The organism is Chryseobacterium sp. JM1 (assembly GCF_000737715.1).
In the GTDB taxonomy this organism is placed as follows: Bacteria; Bacteroidota; Bacteroidia; order Flavobacteriales; family Weeksellaceae; genus Chryseobacterium.
Genome location: NZ_JPRN01000002.1, coordinates 66,650 through 81,166, shown reverse-complemented (window position 1 = coordinate 81,166; position 14,517 = coordinate 66,650). Strand labels below are relative to the sequence as shown.

General features: G+C 37.4%; 14 protein-coding genes. 9 read left to right on the top strand and 5 right to left on the bottom strand.

Annotation, left to right across the window (positions count from 1 at the left end):
• Window positions 1–18 precede the first annotated feature (18 nt).
• The 9 genes from IW22_RS02630 (at window position 19) to IW22_RS02590 (ending at window position 9,240) form a co-directional block, all read left to right on the top strand.
• Window positions 19–1,452, top strand: coding sequence for an MBOAT family O-acyltransferase (locus IW22_RS02630; RefSeq protein ID WP_034723962.1), 1,434 nt, complete (start codon window positions 19–21; stop codon window positions 1,450–1,452).
• On the top strand, window positions 1,453–2,418 hold the full coding sequence (locus IW22_RS02625) for a hypothetical protein (RefSeq protein ID WP_034723961.1): 966 nt from the start codon (window positions 1,453–1,455) through the stop codon (window positions 2,416–2,418).
• 40 nt (window positions 2,419–2,458) lie between these two features.
• Window positions 2,459–3,487, top strand: coding sequence for an acyltransferase family protein (locus IW22_RS02620; protein ID WP_034723959.1), 1,029 nt, complete (start codon window positions 2,459–2,461; stop codon window positions 3,485–3,487).
• A gap of 167 nt (window positions 3,488–3,654) precedes the next feature.
• The gene (locus IW22_RS02615; protein WP_034723957.1) at window positions 3,655–5,382 is read left to right on the top strand and encodes an HAD-IIIC family phosphatase; all 1,728 of its coding nucleotides are present in this window, start codon (window positions 3,655–3,657) and stop codon (window positions 5,380–5,382) included.
• Window positions 5,379–6,284 (top strand): class I SAM-dependent methyltransferase, encoded by a 906-nt coding sequence (locus tag IW22_RS02610; protein WP_051890966.1) that lies wholly within the window; start codon window positions 5,379–5,381, stop codon window positions 6,282–6,284. The genes IW22_RS02615 and IW22_RS02610 overlap by 4 nt, the downstream gene beginning before the upstream one ends.
• Before the next feature lie 5 nt (window positions 6,285–6,289).
• Complete coding sequence (locus IW22_RS02605; RefSeq protein ID WP_034723955.1) at window positions 6,290–6,529, top strand: acyl carrier protein; 240 nt, start codon at window positions 6,290–6,292, stop codon at window positions 6,527–6,529.
• Window positions 6,529–6,909: a VOC family protein gene (locus IW22_RS02600; protein WP_034723954.1), complete on the top strand. Its 381-nt coding sequence runs from the start codon at window positions 6,529–6,531 to the stop codon at window positions 6,907–6,909. Before IW22_RS02605 ends, IW22_RS02600 begins: the two co-directional genes overlap by 1 nt.
• A 2-nt stretch (window positions 6,910–6,911) precedes the next feature.
• Window positions 6,912–8,324 carry an MBOAT family O-acyltransferase gene (locus IW22_RS02595; RefSeq protein WP_034723953.1) on the top strand — a complete coding sequence of 471 codons (1,413 nt, stop codon included), beginning with the start codon at window positions 6,912–6,914 and terminating at the stop codon, window positions 8,322–8,324.
• 1 nt (window position 8,325) lies between these two features.
• The gene (locus IW22_RS02590) at window positions 8,326–9,240 is read left to right on the top strand and encodes a hypothetical protein (protein ID WP_228383980.1); all 915 of its coding nucleotides are present in this window, start codon (window positions 8,326–8,328) and stop codon (window positions 9,238–9,240) included.
• 174 nt (window positions 9,241–9,414) lie between these two features.
• On the opposite strand, the gene IW22_RS02585 is transcribed toward IW22_RS02590, so the two are convergent.
• The 5 genes from IW22_RS02585 to IW22_RS02565 all read right to left on the bottom strand — a co-directional run bounded on the left by IW22_RS02585 (window position 9,415) and on the right by IW22_RS02565 (window position 14,509).
• Window positions 9,415–10,356: a glycosyltransferase family 2 protein gene (locus IW22_RS02585; protein WP_034723952.1), complete on the bottom strand. Its 942-nt coding sequence runs from the start codon at window positions 10,354–10,356 to the stop codon at window positions 9,415–9,417.
• Window positions 10,357–10,642: 286 nt separating this feature from the next.
• The gene (locus IW22_RS02580) at window positions 10,643–11,587 is read right to left on the bottom strand and encodes a glycosyltransferase family 2 protein (protein WP_034723951.1); all 945 of its coding nucleotides are present in this window, start codon (window positions 11,585–11,587) and stop codon (window positions 10,643–10,645) included.
• 51 nt (window positions 11,588–11,638) lie between these two features.
• Window positions 11,639–12,637: an acyltransferase family protein gene (locus tag IW22_RS02575; RefSeq protein WP_034723950.1), complete on the bottom strand. Its 999-nt coding sequence runs from the start codon at window positions 12,635–12,637 to the stop codon at window positions 11,639–11,641.
• Window positions 12,624–13,568, bottom strand: a complete 945-nt coding sequence (locus tag IW22_RS02570) for a glycosyltransferase family 2 protein (protein WP_228383979.1) — start codon at window positions 13,566–13,568, stop codon at window positions 12,624–12,626. The genes IW22_RS02575 and IW22_RS02570 overlap by 14 nt, the downstream gene beginning before the upstream one ends.
• A gap of 2 nt (window positions 13,569–13,570) precedes the next feature.
• Entirely contained in the window at window positions 13,571–14,509 is a 939-nt protein-coding gene (locus IW22_RS02565) for a glycosyltransferase family 2 protein (protein WP_034723949.1), read from the bottom strand.
• Between the last annotated feature and the right edge of the window lie 8 nt (window positions 14,510–14,517).

Genomic DNA, 14,517 nt, shown 5'->3' with positions numbered 1-14,517 from the left:
TACATTAAAGAAAACTCTATGCTCTTTAATTCTATTGCCTTTCTCATTTTTCTACCCATCATTTTTATTTTATACTGGTGTGTATTTAATAAGAACTATAAATTCCAGAATATGCTTTTGCTGGCAGCCAGTTTTTACTTTTACGGCTGTTGGGACTGGCGCTTTCTGTTTCTTCTCGTGTTTTCCATTTTGCTGGATTATTTTTCAGGGATTCAGATTGAAAACAGTAAAACGAAAAGGCAGGCTACTTTCTGGCTTGTTTTAAGTATCGGGATCAATCTCGGATTTCTGGGTTTCTTTAAATATTACAATTTCTTCATCGAGAATTTTGCTGAATTATTGAAAACATTCGGGTTTGGGGTCAATATGTGGTTGCTGAAAGTAATTTTGCCGGTGGGTATTTCATTCTATACGTTCCACGGATTGTCTTACGTTATCGATGTGTATAAAAAAAGAATTCCTGCAGAGAGAAACTATGTAGATTATGCCGTTTTTGTGAGCTATTTTCCGTTATTGGTTGCAGGGCCTATTGAAAGGGCAACCCACCTTCTTCCGCAGATCCAGTTTAAAAGATCTTTTGATTATGAAAAAGCAAAAGACGGAATGGCGCAGATCCTTTGGGGATTCTTTAAAAAGATGGTGATTGCCGACAACTGTGCCCCGATCGTCAATGAAATATTCACCAATTACCATACGGAAAGTGCCAGCAATCTTATGCTGGGAGCTATTCTTTTTGCATTCCAGATTTATGGGGATTTCTCAGGATATTCCGACATTGCGTTGGGAACATCCAGATTATTTGGTATCGAATTATTAAAAAACTTTTCCTATCCGTATTTTTCAAGAGACATTGCGGAGTTCTGGAGAAGATGGCATATTTCACTTTCTTCATGGTTCAGAGATTATCTGTATATCCCTTTAGGAGGAAGCAAGGGCGGATTGTGGATGAAGATCAGGAATACTTTTATCATCTTCCTTGTAAGCGGTTTCTGGCATGGTGCCAACTGGACTTTCATCATTTGGGGCGGTCTGAACGCTGTGTTTTTCCTTCCATTGCTGATTGCTGAAAAAAACAGACATCATCTGGAAGTCGTAGCGATGGGGAAAATCATTCCTTCGTTCAGAGAAGTTTTCAGCATTCTGCTCACTTTTGCACTGACCTGTTTTGCCTGGATTTTTTTCCGTGCAGCGAGTGTTTCGGATGCAATAGGATATATCAAAGGAATTTTCAGCAAAAGTTTATTTTCATTTCCCACAGCATTTCACCCAGTCTTAGCAGGATTGATTATTTTCATGCTGGGAATGGAATGGATGAACCGTACCCATGATTACGGATTGAAAATTCAGGAAAGGAAATGGTGGATACAGGCAGTTATCTATATTGTGGTAGCCTATCTTATCCTGAATTTTGCGAATTTCGGGAGTAATGAATTTATATATTTTCAGTTTTAAATGAAAAGATTTCTTTCCATATTGTCTCTGTTTGTAGCCGTAATGTTTGGTATTGGCCTGATCAAGCTTGCGCTGAGCCCGAACAGCAATTATTCCTATCCGTTTTTAAACGCGAAAAAAGAATATTTAAAAAAACATCCGGAATACAATCTTTATTTCATCGGCAGCTCAAAGATCAATAACCAGATCGACTGTCAGCTGATTGATGGGCATATTCCCGGTTTAAAATCGTACAATCTGGGAGCCAATGCAAGTTTCAATCTGGAAAACTTCCAAACCCTTGCATCCGTACTTGAAGACCCTTCTTTCCAACCGAAATATATTGTTCTTGAACTTCAGGATAAAATCAATATCACCAGGCTGAATCTGAAAACAGAACGGAGTTTTGGTGCTTTTAATTATGAAAATACCTTGTTTGCAACACACTTCCAGATAGACAATGGTAATTATAAACAGGTAGGTCTGTCGTGGGCTTCATTTGTTCTGAATGTTTTTCGTTTTAATAAGCACTGCGATGAAAAAGCGGTTACAGAGAATTATAATAGTTTTGTCTATAAAAATCAGGGATTTTCACCACTGGAATACAGTAAGGTTCCAAGAACGGAGGAAAAGACACTGAAGAACGTTATTAAAGACAGATTGGACCGTTATCATGCAGATCATGAAAAACACAATCCCAATAAAGCTTTGGTTGAAAAAATCAATGAACTTGCCGATCAGTGTAAAAAAAGAAATATTGAACTGATCATGTTGATTCCAGGTCCTGCGGAACCTGATGCGAAAAAGCTTCTGGCCTATCAAAATGCATTCAAAGTGCCAGTCATAAGTCTTGTCAATCCCGAAGAATATCCTGAATTTTATCAGTATGAAAACCGATGGGATTACGGACATTTAAATGAAAAGGGCTCAAAAATCCTTTCAAAGAAATTAGCACCTCTCTTGAAAAATATTTTGGATAAAAAGTAGAAGCTCAAACGATATAAATGCTGTTGAACAGCTTTGATGAATGAAGATCAACCAGATTACCTTTACCCGATTTCTTGCCGCCATCGCCATTGTTATTTCTCATTTTAACAAAGATATGTTCGTTTATAAAACAGACTATATCGCGGATATTTTTTTGAAAGCGAATGTGGGGGTGAGCTATTTTTTTATCCTTTCCGGGTTTATCATGATCGTGGCTTATCATAAGAAAGAAAAGATTGGTTACCTTGAGTACTACAGGAACAGATTTGCGCGGATTTATCCGCTCTATGTGGTGGGATTACTGCTTTATCTTGTGACGAGATATTCAAACTTCAGCATTGGCAAAGCTTTTCTGTATCTGTTCGGCCTGCAGAGCTGGATTCCCGGGAAAGCGATGATCTTAAATTTTCCGGGATGGTCTATTTCCGTAGAATTTCTGTTTTATCTGATCTTCCCGATGCTTTATAATTATTTTTACTCTAAAAAGAATAAAAGCATCTGGGTAATAGGCATCGTTTTATGGATTCTCACTCAGGTGTTTTCCCATCTTTATGTGGGTTCGCCTTCTTATAAAGGACCGCACACAGAAAGCCATGAGTTTCTGTATTACTTTCCGCTGATGCATGTCAGTGAATTTTTAGTAGGAAACCTTACCGGACTATTTTTTGTCAGTCATTTTAAACAGAAAAACTACGATATCCCTGTGATTCTGATCTTTGCCGCCATTATGCTGGCGTTAATCTTTGTTCCTCTTTTTTATCACAACGGGTTGATGGCAGTGCTCTTTATTCCGCTTATTATTTTACTCTCATGGAATAACGGATTTGTCAGTAGGCTGTTTTCATTAAAACCTCTGGAATATCTCGGCGAAGCGAGCTATGCGGTTTATATTACCCATATACCTGTTCTTTATATCCTGAGAGAAATACTTAAAGGACAGGATTATAAGTTGGATATTAACAGCGTATTCTGGATTTATCTGGCCGTTTTGATCATTGCTTCGATGGTGTTTTATCAATTTATCGAAAAACCACTCAGAGATTATCTTAAAAAAGTAAATATCAGATAAAATCTTTATTTTTGTAACCAAACAACACAAAGAAAAAATGACAAACACTCCCATTACCTATCTGCACAGCGAAAATTCCGGCCTTCGGGAGACCTGTAAAACGAACAATAAACAACAGACAGAATTGTGAGCCGGTACATTCATATTTTAATACAATAAAAGAATCTATGTACAAAACGTTTTCAGAACTGAAAAAAGAACTCCGCAGAGAAATCCCTCAGCTTAAGAAGATCAAAATCGCATTACTGGGAGACACCGCCACACAGTTTCTCAATGTAGCTTTGAAAGGCACCGCTGTGAATGAAGGCTTTGAATTTGAAATTTTCGAGGCAGATTTCGGACAGATTTCAAGACAAATCCTGGATCCTTCTTCAGAGTATTATGAGTTTAATGCAGATTACACCATCATCTTTGAGTCTACCCATAAATTATTAAGCCAGTATTATAAATCATACGATTCACAGATTGCTTTCGCAGAACAGAAAATCTCCTATATTGAGGATTTGTACCGCACGATTCAAAGCAGAACCAAAAGCAGGGTGATCTACTGTAATTTTCCGGGAATAGACAATCAGGTCTTTGGAAACTTTGCCGGTAAAGTAGAATCTTCCTTTGTTTTTCAGCTGAATAAACTTAACTATCTGCTGGCTGCACAGATTGCTATGCACCATGATAATTTCTTTATTGCTGATCTTCTTTCAATCCAGAATAAATGGGGGAGAGACTTTATGTTCTCACCAAGTATTTATGTGAACACCGAAATGGTGCTTTCACTCGATGCGCTGCCCATTGTAGCTCATCATATCACCGGAATTATTTCCTCTCTTGAAGGGAAGTTTAAGAAATGTCTGATCCTCGATCTGGACAATACGACCTGGGGAGGAATCATCGGAGATGACGGACTGGAAAAAATACAGATCGGAAGTCTGGGGATTGGAAAAGCATTTACTGAGTTTCAGTACTGGATCAAGGCCCTTCAGAGAAGAGGTGTGATCCTTGCGGTGTGTAGCAAGAATGATGAAGATAAGGCCAGAGAGCCTTTCGAAAAACATCCGGATATGGTCCTTAAAATGGAAGATATTGCTGTTTTCGTAGCCAATTGGGATAACAAAGCGGATAACATCAGAAAGATCCAGAGCATCCTGAATATCGGATTCGATTCTATGGTTTTTCTGGATGACAATCCGTTTGAAAGAAATATTGTTAGAGAAAACCTTCCCGAGGTCTGCGTTCCGGAATTACCGGAAGATCCTGCAGGGTATCTCGAGTATTTATATGGCCTGAATCTTTTTGAAACGGCGAGTTTCTCAGAAAATGATTCCGAAAGAACAAAACAGTATCAGGTAGAAGCGCAAAGAGCAGTGGATCTGGATAGTTTTACCAATGTGGAAGATTTTCTGAAGAGCATGGATATGACCTCTGATGTAAGAGCATTTGACAGTTTTTCAAAACCAAGAGTTTCCCAGCTGACCCAACGTTCCAATCAGTTTAATCTGAGGACGGTAAGGTATACGGAACAGGATGTAGACCTTCTGATTAAATCTGATGATCATTACACCCTATCATTCAATCTGAAAGATAAATATGGAGACAATGGCTTGATCTGCGTGATCGTTCTGGAAAAGAAAAGTCCGGAAACCCTGTTTATCAATACATGGCTGATGAGCTGCCGGGTCCTGAAAAGAGGAATGGAAGACTTCACCCTGAACACCATCGTAGAAACGGCAAGAAAAAACGGATATCAATATGTAGTAGGAGAATATCTCCCGACGGCTAAAAACCAGATGGTCAAAGACCATTATGAAAGACTTGGGTTTTTAGCGAAGGAAGATCAATGGATTTTAAACGTAAATGACTATCAAAATAAAGAAGTTTTTATACATCCCAACCTATGAAAATAGAACAACTCATTGAAGGAATTGCAGCTAAAAATACCATTCATGGTAAAAAGCTTCAAAAGAATTTTTCTTTACTGAAAGAGGAAGAAAATTATATATCCGATTATACTGTTTTTATCAATAAGTATAAAGGAATTCTTGAAAAAGAAAACCTCACATTTGATGACTCTATCAATTATTATCTTAAAATGATTGGTGATTTTAATGAGGAAATGCTGGATTTCGTGAGAACCGGAAAATACAGAAATACTTCATTCGATGATGTGAACAGGGCGATGTACAACAATCCTGATGTGATGGTTTCTCATATGCACGGCTTATTACTTTCACAGTTTCTTTGGAAACATCATTATTCTGTTTATCAGTATTTTAAAAACAATATTCAAAAGTATACACCCATAAAAACGTATCTCGAAATCGGTGCCGGACACGGTTTGTATTTTGAGGCTGCGATGGAAAAAATTGGGGACGACTGTACTTTTGAGGCCCTGGATATCAGTGAATCTTCATTGGAGCTTACCAAGAGCCTTATAAAAAGCGATAAAGTTCTTTATCATCTTAAAAATGTATTCGATTACGGTGATGATGAAAAGAAAGATTTTATTACCATGGGTGAGGTTCTGGAACATGTGGAAGATCCTTTATCGTTATTAAAGAAAATCAAAAATTTAATAAAACCGGAAGGAACCATCTTTATTACAACGCCTACGAATGCACCTTCAATGGATCATATTTATCTTTTTAATACCGTTCAGGAAATCAGAGATCTGATTGATGAGGCAGGTTTAGAGATCGTGAGTGAAAGCTATTTTGTAAGTGAAGATGTCGATCTGGAAAAAGCAGAAAAAAGAAAGATTGCTACATTGTATGCATCATTTTTAAAAATAAAAAATATTTAAGCACTATGAATAAGAACGAAATTTTATCAAAACTGTCAGAAATTTTCCGTGAAGAATTAGACAACGAAGAAATTACTTTAACCGCTGAAACTACGGCAAACGATGTAGAAGAATGGGATTCTCTTTCTCATATCCAATTAATCGTGGCAGTGGAAAGAGCATTTGGAATTCGCTTCACCTCTTCAGAGATCCAGACCTGGAATAATGTAGGAGAAATGGCAGACTCTGTTTCTGCAAAGCTGTAATGAAGTTTCACCACATAGGAGTTGCCTGTAAGGATTTACAGGCAGAACTCCAGAATATCAGAAAGCTGCACACCATCATAGAAGAAACTCCCGTTGTTTTTGATCCGAAACAGGAAGCAGAATTATGCATGATTACGGTTGAAGACGGTCTTAATATTGAACTTGTTTCCGGAAAACCGGTAGAAAATCTTTTGAAAAAAAGAATTTCATACTACCACATCTGCTATGAAGTGGAAGATATTGAAGCCACGATAGAAGACCTTACGGAAAAAGGAGGAATGCTGATCTCACCGCCAAAAGAAGCCATACTTTTCAATAACAGGAAGGTCGCTTTTTTAATGCTTTCTTATGGAATTGTTGAACTTTTAAACAGTAACTGACAATGCAGTTTACCTCATTAATATTTGTGCTCTTCTTTTCCGTTTTTTTTGCCATGTATTGGTGGGTTTTAGGGAAAAATCTTAAAGCACAAAATATATTTCTGCTACTGGCAAGCTATATCTTTTATGCGTATTGGGACTGGAGATTTCTCACACTTCTGATAGGAAGTTCTGCTATCGTTTATTTTCTGGGCTTAAAAATTGCTGAAAAGGGACCTAAGACAAAGCTTTGGGTCAACCTCGGCTTAATCTTTTCTATCGGAACATTGTTATATTTTAAATATTTCAATTTCTTTATTGAATCTTTTACCGACCTGTTTGGAATTAAAAATGATCTGACCTTAAAAATCATTCTCCCGCTTGGGATCAGTTTTTATACTTTTAGAATGATCAGTTATCTGATCGACATCAAGAATAATAAACTGAAAGCTGAGACCGATGCTTTGGCCTTCTTTAATTATATTTCTTTTTTTCCAAGCATGACTTCCGGACCTATTGATAAAGGTGGATTATTGCTTCCTCAGCTTAAAAAAGAAAGAGTTTTCACGTTAGAAAATGGCTCGGATGCCGCAAGACAGATTTTATTCGGGGCCTTTAAAAAATTAGTGGTTTCCAATACCATTGCTCCTATAACCCAGAATATTTTTGCCAATTACGAACATCTTTCAGGAAGTACCGTTGCTTTCGGGGCTATACTTTTCCTTTTTCAGATGTATGCGGATTTTTCTGGGTATTCAGATATGGCCATAGGTTTTGCTAAACTTTTAGGCTTCAAAACAACCAAAAACTTCGCCTTTCCTCTTTTCGCTCAGAATATTGCGGATTACTGGAGAAAATGGCACATTTCTCTGACCTCATGGCTTACAGAATATGTTTTTACCCCTTTGGTCATTGCGTTTCGTGATTATGATAAAAAGGGATTGCTGCTCGCTGTATTTCTCAATTTTGTCATCATAGGTTTCTGGCATGGTGCGAATTGGACGTTTATCTGCTATGGCGCACTGCAAGGACTGTATTATATTCCTTTGGTGGTTAATAATCAGATTAACAAGAAGAAAAAGTTGTCTAAAAACTTTCCTACATTTAAAGAATTAGGGAATATTTTTTATACTATGGCTTTAGTTTGTTTCGCCTTAATTTTATTTGTGGCTCCAAATTTAAGTGAAGCTTTTGGGATGTACGGAAAGATCTTCAGCTTATCGCTTTTTTCGATCCCTCAGTTTATTAAAATAAAAATTTTAGCTTTAATAGCCATCGTCGTTTTAATTGACTGGATCAATAAAGATCAGGAACATGGGCTTGATATCAAAAGGCTGAATCCTTTGGCAAGAAGAGCCATGTATGTTTTTCTGATCTTCATTATCATGTATTACGGAGTATTTTCCAACGGTAGCTTTATTTACGAACAGTTTTAATATGGGAAAATTTTTATTTAAAATATCATTCTATATCATCGGAATTATTGCGGTGCTGATGCTTCTGGCTTCTTATGCAGACGGTAATACAGATGACAATTATATGCACTTTGCAGTGGAGAGACCGAAGAATATTATTTTAGGAGATTCCAGAAGTGTGCAGGGAATTGTGCCTGAGGTTTTGAAAGATAAATTGTCCACTCCTTTTGATAATTTCTCGCTGAACATTGCCCAGTCTCCTTATGGCGAGATCTATCTCAATGCTTTAAAAAGAAAACTGGATCCGGATACCAAAAACGGAATTTTTATTGTCACCGTCAATCCATGGAACCTGTCGTTGAAAAATGATGTATTCACGAAAGCAGATTATCCTGAAGAGAAATCACCGTTTAAAAACATGTATTTTTATAACATGTCACCCAATTATGAATACCTTCTTAAAAATTTAAATAAGAGTTGGTTCAGAATATACCTGGACAGGGAAGCCGTCGTAAAGTCCAATACATTCCTTCATAAAGACGGATGGATGGAAGTAAATATTGATATGAATAAGGATTCTGTAAACGCAAGAATAGCTAAGAAAACACAGGAATATCAACTGATGCTGAAGGATTACAAACTGTCTGAGGTAAGGATGAAAGCGCTTAATGAAATCATAGACTATTTGCAGCCTAAAGGAACCGTCTATCTGGTTCGGATTCCTGCTAATCAAAGCATTATGAATCTTGAAAACAAGAGATTCCCTGAATTTAGCGGACTGATGAGAGATCTTTCAAAGAAAAAGAATATTAAATTTTACGACTTTTCCGGACACTGTAATGATTTTGTGTATACAGACGGAAATCATATGTACAAAGAATCCAGTAAGGTGCTTACTGCACAGATCGCAGATTCTGTAAAGGCAGACCGGAGGTAATTAAAATAAAGCGGGTTATAAGTTTTTGAATTTTGAATTATGAGTTATGAATTTCTGGTTTAAACCACGAAACCCTAATCCTGAAACGTAATGAACTGTTCCAATTCCTGGAAAAAATCTCAAATTTCATATCTGAAATCTGATATCTAAAAAAATTCTTAACCCGAACTCACGTTAAAATAAGCGGTCCCTGAAATTAATGTTATAAAGTCCTGAGCGAATGCTTTTATAATCTGTTACCAGATATTTCAGGATCATTCCCCATTTATTCACTGTGGATGCATTGGCAATCTGAAAACTTCGGTGCATTCTGCTGATGTGCTGTTTGACATCGTCCGGCATTTTTTTCTCATCATCGGCCCAGTTTTCAACTTCTTTCCATAATAGAACCCTTGTGCTTGCTGGGTTTATTTTCTTTGAGTCTACCAGGGTGATGCGGTTATTTTCATGTACACCTCTTACGGCTACAGCTTCATCCAGAATTCCCGGATAAAGATCAAGGTAGAAAGAAAGGCGGAAAAGAAAATCTGTGTCCTGGTGAAGTCTTAAACTGGTCCTGAACAGGACTTTCATTTTTTTCATCATCGGCTCTCTGCGGATGGTAAGAGCATCAATGCTGAAAAGGCCAAAGCTTCCCAACATATGAATCTGGCCGAGAAAGACATCTTTCGGGCTGTATCTTTTGTAAACTGTGGTAAGCTTATCTTCAAACAAAGAATAATACTGTTCTTTAGCTTTTTCCGTATAGTAATGTACCCCGAGAGCGCCATATACACCTTCTACATCAGGATTTTTGAAAAGTTCTCTTTCCGCATCAAATCTATTGGGAAGGTAGTAATCATCGGCATCCAGAAAAGCAATAAAATCTCCCGCAGACTTCTCTATTCCCAGATTTCTGCTGGGTCCAGCTCCGTGGTTGCCTTTGTCCGGATGCTGATAGAGCCGTACCCGGTCATATTTTTCAGCAAGCTGCTGACACACTTCTAAAGCGTTATCAGGAGATTTGTCCTCTATCAGAATCACTTCGTAAACATCATCAAACTGAAGCGCAGATTCTACGGCCTGAGAAACAAATCTTTCAGCATTGTATATGGGAATTATTACTGATATTTTCATGTTTTTGTTAAAATAATTAACTACAAATATAGTGAAGCATAAAACTTTATAGGTGTTTAGTTTCATGCAGTTATAGATTTTTTATTATGTTAACCTGAGCTAGGAATAAGAACTGTTTTTTTTTAATACGGTGAGGAAGTGTGAAGCTATTAAAATATAAGTGATTCACCCTATCAAGATTTTGAACTTTGACATGGTTAGCCGAAATTTCCATCAGCCTTTTCTCATTTGTATCATCCAAATTTTCTTACCCCGGTCTAAGGTCTGGTATCTTTATTTTTACCCTTTAAAAAATTAAAGAATGTTTAAAGTTGATATTATATAACCCTGACCGGATACTTCTGTAATCCGTAAACAGATATTTGGCCACCATTCCCCATTTTTTTAATTTGGGAGCTTTGGCTATTTCAAAGCTGCGGGACATTCTTTTGATATGAAGCTTTACTATTTCAGGCATTCTATCTTCTGTTTGGGCCCAATCATTGACTTCTCTCCACAATAGAGCTCTGGAAATCGCCGGATTTATTACGCGGGTATCTACTTTAGTGATTCTGTTATGCTCATGCACACCCCGGATGGCAACTGCTTGATCAGTGCTGCCGGCATACAGGTTAAGATAGTATGACAGGCGGAAAAGAAACTCGGTATCTTCGTGAAGCCTTAAATGAGTCTTGAAGAACACTTCCATTTTTTGCATAAAAGGTTTTCTGCGGAGTGTCAGGGTATCAATGCTGAACAGGCCAAAAGCTCCCAGCATATGGATTTGTCCGAAAAAAACATCTTCAGGACGGTGTTTTTTGTATACGGTGGTAAGTCTTTCCTTGAATATACTGTAATATTGCTCTTTAGCTTTTTCAGAATAATAATGCACTCCAAGTGCACCGTAAACGCCTTCCACTTCAGGGTTTTTGAAAAGTTCTTTTTCTGCATCGAAACGGTTGGGAAGATAATAATCATCGGCATCCAAAAAAGCAATAAAATCTCCGGAAGCTTTTTCTATCCCTAAATTTCTGCTGCCTGAAGCACCATGATTACCTTTGTCCGGATGTTGATAAAGCTTCACTCTTTCGTGTTTTTCAGCCAGCAGCTGGCATATCTGAAGCGCGTTGTCCGGAGATTGGTCCTCAATCAGAATGACTTCATCAACCTCGTCAAACTGAAGTGCCGATTCTACGGCATGAGATACAAATTTCTCCGCATTGTAAACGGGAATGATTACTGATATTTTCATCTTTGGGAACGGTTAAAAAAATATTTGTGTTTTATTTTATACTGTCGTATTCTAAGCTTTTAATTTCAACTTTAAATACCCAGTTATTTTTTTCTCTACAAAATAATATAAAAATGCGGCAAGGCCAATGACTATAATTAATTTTAATATGAAGTAGGGGATATTGAGATATCCTTCTACCTTAAATCGTCTGAAAAACAGCTCTACAAAGGGGTGTGAAAGATACAGTGAATAGGAAATATCACCTAGAAAAATAAGCAGTCTGTTCCCTTTGAAATGGAGCGTGTAATCCAACAGTAAAAACGATAACACGAATAAAGATACAACAAATAATACCAATACACTGTCTGATATGGCTATAAAATTAAAGAAGAAAGCTGAAAATAATAGGATGCCGGCGGTACACAATACCAGAGCCCACTTTTTGCTGATAGAAATTTTGTCCAATAAAAGAGCAAAAAGAATTCCCACCACAAAATATAAGTTGAGGTGACTGGAAACCATTTTCAGATAAGCATTTTCCGTTGGAAATAAAAGTCCAGCTATATACGTAGCGATGAAAAATACAGAAATAAAAATATACCGTCTTTTTTTGAAGAACAGAGACAAACCGAATATCAGGTAAAAAAACATTTCGTAATTAAGGGACCAGCCAAGATAAAGCACGGGGAATGAGTCCTTTTGGGGAAGAAATAAAACGGAATAGATGAACCTTTTTAAGCCTTCACCATGAAAATAGTACATCAGCGTTCCGCCAATCACCATCCATCCTGCGGAAAGCAAAAAATAAAGTGGTACAATCCTGATGATTCTCCGTTTGTAGAATAGCTTGATTTCCTTAGACGTATTCATACTGAAGTCTTTTTTTAAAGTCGTGAACGCCATGATAAATCCGCTGATCACAAAAAATATACTCACCCCAATGCTTCCTTTTCTAAACAGAATATCACCAATGGGAAAATCTTCAAAATTGATATACTCTCTGAAGTGAAAACAGCAAACCAGCACAGCGGATATACCTCTTAATATTTGTAAATTATTGAGTTTCATGATGGGTGTACGTAAATCTGTATTTGGTTTTTAGAATATTGGGATCTTTAAGAATAGCGGCAAAAAAAGTCTTCGCTTTGGGAAATCCTTTTTTTACAGAAAGTTCAAAAGCTTTTTTCTGCAGACTGATATGCTGCTTTGCATCCTGGTCCAGTATATGGTTCTGAGACCATTGATAAAGCGAGTTCCAAAAAAGAAACTGCCTTTGATTATACAGTGTAGAATATTTTTTGATCTTGGTGATCCTGTTATCATCATGAATACCTCTTATAGCAACAGCTTCATCTATGATTCCGGCTTTGAGATAACAGTGATACGCCAGTTTGATAATAAAATCGGAGTCCTGATGAACCCGTAAATCTTCGTTGAATGTTAAACGGCTTTTCTCAAGAGCTGATGTTCTCACGGTAAGTGCATCCAGTGTGAAAAATGTACCGAAAACTTTTGAGGTCTGCCCCAGTAATCCTTTAAAAACATCAGTTCCTTCCGCGGGATAGTTGACGGTCAAAAGATAATCATCAGCAATATGAGATAGAAACTCTTCTTTTCCTTTTTCCGTTAAAAATTCAGTGCCTATAGCATTGAATACACCATCTACTTTGGGATCGTTAAAAAGTGTTTTTTCTGCATTGAATCTGTTCGGAAGGAAATAATCATCGGCATCCAGAAATGCAATGAAATCAGCTGTAGATTTTTCAATACCCAAATTTCTGCTGGCTCCTGCACCATGGTTACCTTTGTCCGGATGCTGGAAAAGTTTTACCCTTTCATCTTGTAAAGCAAGCTGCTGACATATTTCTAAGGCATTATCAGGAGACTGGTCCTCTATGAGGATCACTTCCTTTACTTCCTCTAGCTGTAAGGCAGACTCTACTGCTTTGGAAATGTATTTTTCCGCGTTGTATACAGGAATGATTACTGAGATTTCCATGATTATCTGTTGTAGTAAGTAAAGCGGTATTTCGTCTTTAGTATATCCGGGTTTTTCAATATTTCCAGAAAAATACTTCCATATTTGGCCAGTCCACTTTTTAAAGACAGGTCAAATGATTTGTAAATTAAATAAATTCTCTTCCTGTATTCGGGAGCGATCTGCTGAGCAACAGCCCAGTCATTCATAGATTTCCAGAAAAGAAACTGCCTCTGGTTATATTGAGGAGTATATTTTATGATTTTTGTAATTCTGTTGTCATCATGAATTCCCCTTATCGCAATCGCTTTGTCGATAATCCCGGTTTTCAGGTGGCAATGATAAGCCAGCCTGATGATCAGTTCAGAATCCTGATGAACACGGAGCGTTTCATTGAAACGGATATGGTTACGCCTCAGAGAATCCCTTCTTACCGTAAGTGAATTCAGGTGAAATGATGTACCGAAAGTTTTAGGGGTTAAACTTAAAAGCCCTCTGAAAACTTCTTCTCCTTCCGCAGGATATTCAACTGTACTCAAAGACATCTCCTTGAATTTAGACTGAAATTCTTGCTTTCCTTTTTCGGTTAAATATTCTGTACCGATCGCGCCAAAGATACCTTCAGTTTTTGGATCTTTGAAAAGCTCTTTTTCCGCATCAAATCTATTGGGAAGGTAATAGTCATCGGCATCGAGAAATGCTATAAATTCAGAGGTTGCATGGTCGATACCCAGATTTCTTGAGGCTCCGGCACCGCGGTTTTCTCCATTCGGATGCTGAAACAGTTTTACCTTAGATATTTCTGCAGCCAGCTTTCTGCAGATTTCCAGGGAATCATCGGTAGATTGGTCTTCCGCCAGAATGATTTCTTTTACTTCGTCAAATTGTGCCGCAGAATGAACTGCTTTTTCAAGAAAATCAGCGGCATTGTAAACGGGTATGATAACAGAGATTTCAATCATTACAGAAT

Coding starts and splice junctions, on each gene's coding strand:
- IW22_RS02630 (WP_034723962.1), top strand. CDS start 19: ATGCTCTTTAATTCTATTGCCTTTCTCATTTTTCTACCCATCATTTTT.
- IW22_RS02625 (WP_034723961.1), top strand. CDS start 1,453: ATGAAAAGATTTCTTTCCATATTGTCTCTGTTTGTAGCCGTAATGTTT.
- IW22_RS02620 (WP_034723959.1), top strand. CDS start 2,459: ATGAAGATCAACCAGATTACCTTTACCCGATTTCTTGCCGCCATCGCC.
- IW22_RS02615 (WP_034723957.1), top strand. CDS start 3,655: ATGTACAAAACGTTTTCAGAACTGAAAAAAGAACTCCGCAGAGAAATC.
- IW22_RS02610 (WP_051890966.1), top strand. CDS start 5,379: ATGAAAATAGAACAACTCATTGAAGGAATTGCAGCTAAAAATACCATT.
- IW22_RS02605 (WP_034723955.1), top strand. CDS start 6,290: ATGAATAAGAACGAAATTTTATCAAAACTGTCAGAAATTTTCCGTGAA.
- IW22_RS02600 (WP_034723954.1), top strand. CDS start 6,529: ATGAAGTTTCACCACATAGGAGTTGCCTGTAAGGATTTACAGGCAGAA.
- IW22_RS02595 (WP_034723953.1), top strand. CDS start 6,912: ATGCAGTTTACCTCATTAATATTTGTGCTCTTCTTTTCCGTTTTTTTT.
- IW22_RS02590 (WP_228383980.1), top strand. CDS start 8,326: ATGGGAAAATTTTTATTTAAAATATCATTCTATATCATCGGAATTATT.
- IW22_RS02585 (WP_034723952.1), bottom strand. CDS start 10,356: ATGAAAATATCAGTAATAATTCCCATATACAATGCTGAAAGATTTGTT.
- IW22_RS02580 (WP_034723951.1), bottom strand. CDS start 11,587: ATGAAAATATCAGTAATCATTCCCGTTTACAATGCGGAGAAATTTGTA.
- IW22_RS02575 (WP_034723950.1), bottom strand. CDS start 12,637: ATGAAACTCAATAATTTACAAATATTAAGAGGTATATCCGCTGTGCTG.
- IW22_RS02570 (WP_228383979.1), bottom strand. CDS start 13,568: ATGGAAATCTCAGTAATCATTCCTGTATACAACGCGGAAAAATACATT.
- IW22_RS02565 (WP_034723949.1), bottom strand. CDS start 14,509: ATGATTGAAATCTCTGTTATCATACCCGTTTACAATGCCGCTGATTTT.